We start from the raw sequence: 2,370 nt of genomic DNA, 5'->3' as shown, positions 1-2,370 counted from the left end.
GAATAGCCGAAGGACGACGTGCGCTTGATGCCTTGCATGCGCACGTACCGGCCCGAGGCGGGCGCGAAGGTGAGGTCGTCCACGCGGGCGCCCGCAGGCTTGTTCCGGACGGCGGCGGCTGTCTTCCAGTTCACTCCGTCGTCGGAGACCTGGATGTCGTAGTCCTGTCCGGACGCCGTCTCCCAGTCGAGCAGGACGCGGCGGACCGGCTGTGCCTGGCCCAGGTCCACCTGGATCCATTCGCCGTCACGGTAGGCACTGGCCCAGCGGCTCGCCGGGTCACCGTCGGTGGCGTTCTCCGGTCCCAGGCTGGGCACTTCGGACGACGACGCGGTGGTCGGCCGGTGCAACGCCAGATCCGCTGCGTCGAAGACGCGCATGCTCCACAGCGCGTAGCCGGCCTGTTTGCGGGCCGCTTCGGTGCCGACGAGACGCACGTACCGGGCAATGACCGGTTCGAAGGTGAGCGTGTCGGATCCCGCGGACGTGCGGTCCGTGCGGCGGGCGACCGTGGTCCAGGCCGTGCCGTCCCCGGACACCTGGATCGCGTAGTCGCGGCCGTATGCGGGCGCCCAGTCCAGGTCGACCTTGGTGACGATCTGGGGGCGGCCGAGGTCCACGCGGAGCCAGGCGTGATCTCCCTGGCCGCTCTGCCACTTGGTGGTGCTCACCCCGTCGAACGCCGCGCCGGCCGTGCCCGCGGACGCGGTCGCCGGCTTGCCCGCGCTCAGCTCGCTGTTGGCCGGGGTGGCGAGTGTCGTGGCGACCTCGGTCAGCCCCGTACCCACGCCGAGCTTGCGCACGGTCGACATGAAATCGCTGTACGGGACACCCGAGTTGGCACCGCTCCACATCTTCTGCGCCAGGACTCCGAAGGTGGGCTCGACCAGTTTGTGTACGTCGAGTTCGGTGTAGCTGGACGTGGTCAGGTCGTTCCACACCGAGGACATGGCGCCGAGGAGTTGAGGGTCCTTCGGTGCCACGCTCTGGCCGTCGGGGAAGACGTTGGGTTCCCAGTTGTCGTAGAGGTACTTACCGTCCAGGCCGTGGCCGTGGTAGTAGCTCGCGAACGGGACGATGTAGAGCAGTGCGTCGTTGGTGTTGATGAACGAGTAGCCGTCCTTCTTGGCGGCCTGCGGGCCGTACCACTGGTTGTTCCAGCTGTTGAGGGTGACGTCCCGGTCGTAGCCCTCGGTGCTGGACGCCATCAGGGACAGGCTGCCCCAGGCGCGCGGATGCTTGCCGAGCGCACGGATGTGGGCGGACATCTCGTTGAAGTAGGTCTTGTAGCGGGGCTTGTCGGCCCGGTATTCATCGGCGCCGAAGTGCACGTCCGGACCGTGGAACCACGGCGTGAACTCGTCGAACACCGACTTCATGAACGCGGTGGTCTCCGGTTTGGACAAGTCCAGGTGGTCGGAGTCGCCGTTGTCAAGACCGAGGGACGGCTTGAACCGGATGAACGCGAGGGAGTGGGCGGGAGCGTCGAACTCGGGGACGATCGTGACACCGTTGGCGGCGGCGGTGTCCTCGAAGGAGTCCCAGTCGTGCCGGTCGTACGCTCCGTCCTTCGAGGCCAGGCCGGACAGCGCGAGGTTGTCGGTCTTGAGCCGGAAGCCGGCCTGGGCCTCACTCCAGGGCCGGTCGCCCTTGAACCCGTTGTCGTTGAGGTGGATCTGGAACTCATTGAGCTTGAACCAGCCCATGAGACGGATGTAGTCGCGGATGAAGTCCGCGGTGAAGAAGCGCCGTCCGACATCCAGCGTGAAGCCCCGCACCTTGTAGTTCGGCCAGTCCACGGCAGTGCCCACAGGGACGGAATCACGGCCGTCGTCGAGCAGCAGGATCTGCAGGAGCGTACGCGTGCCGTAGTAGACGCCCTTCGCGGTAGGCGCGGTGATCCGCACGTTCTCGCCGGTGACCGTGAAGGTGTAGCCCTCTTCCTTGAACCGGGCGCTGTCCACCGCTTCGGGCAGGGTGGGGTCGATCGACAGCACGATGTCGCCGCTGTGCGGGTGGCGCGGCGACAGGGCCGGCTTGCGCCCCGTGACCTGCTCGATCTCGTCCGGGAGCATGGCGAGTTGGTCGCGCAGACGGTCGCGCTGTGCGCCGGCGAACACGATGCGGCTGTGCCGGCGCAGCTCGAAGAATCCGGTGCGGCCCTGCCACTTCTGGAGCGCGGGTACCACTGCGGGTTTGCCGTTGACCGGGACGGGGTCGGCGCTCGCCGGCGTGGCGGGAGCGGCGAGGGCGAGCAGGGAGACCGTTAACGCGAGAAGGCACAGCAACTGTCTTGGACGCACTCTCATGTGAAACTCCAAGCGTTCTCGATGGATTCGTTCCTGGAGGTCCGTGCGGGTGACGCGCAGG

1 protein-coding gene is annotated in these 2,370 nt (G+C 67.2%); it reads right to left on the bottom strand.

What is annotated here, in order from left to right; genetic code table 11:
* On the bottom strand, positions 1–2,309 hold a 2,309-nt coding region (locus tag ACFU8Q_RS41015), incomplete at its 3' end, for a discoidin domain-containing protein (RefSeq protein ID WP_384465182.1).
* Between the last annotated feature and the right edge of the window lie 61 nt (positions 2,310–2,370).

Source organism: Streptomyces sp. NPDC057543 (genome assembly GCF_042801895.1).
In the GTDB taxonomy this organism is placed as follows: Bacteria; Actinomycetota; Actinomycetes; order Streptomycetales; family Streptomycetaceae; genus Streptomyces.
Note: the sequence above shows the minus strand (reverse complement) of the source record. Positions and strands in the feature narration are given on the sequence as shown.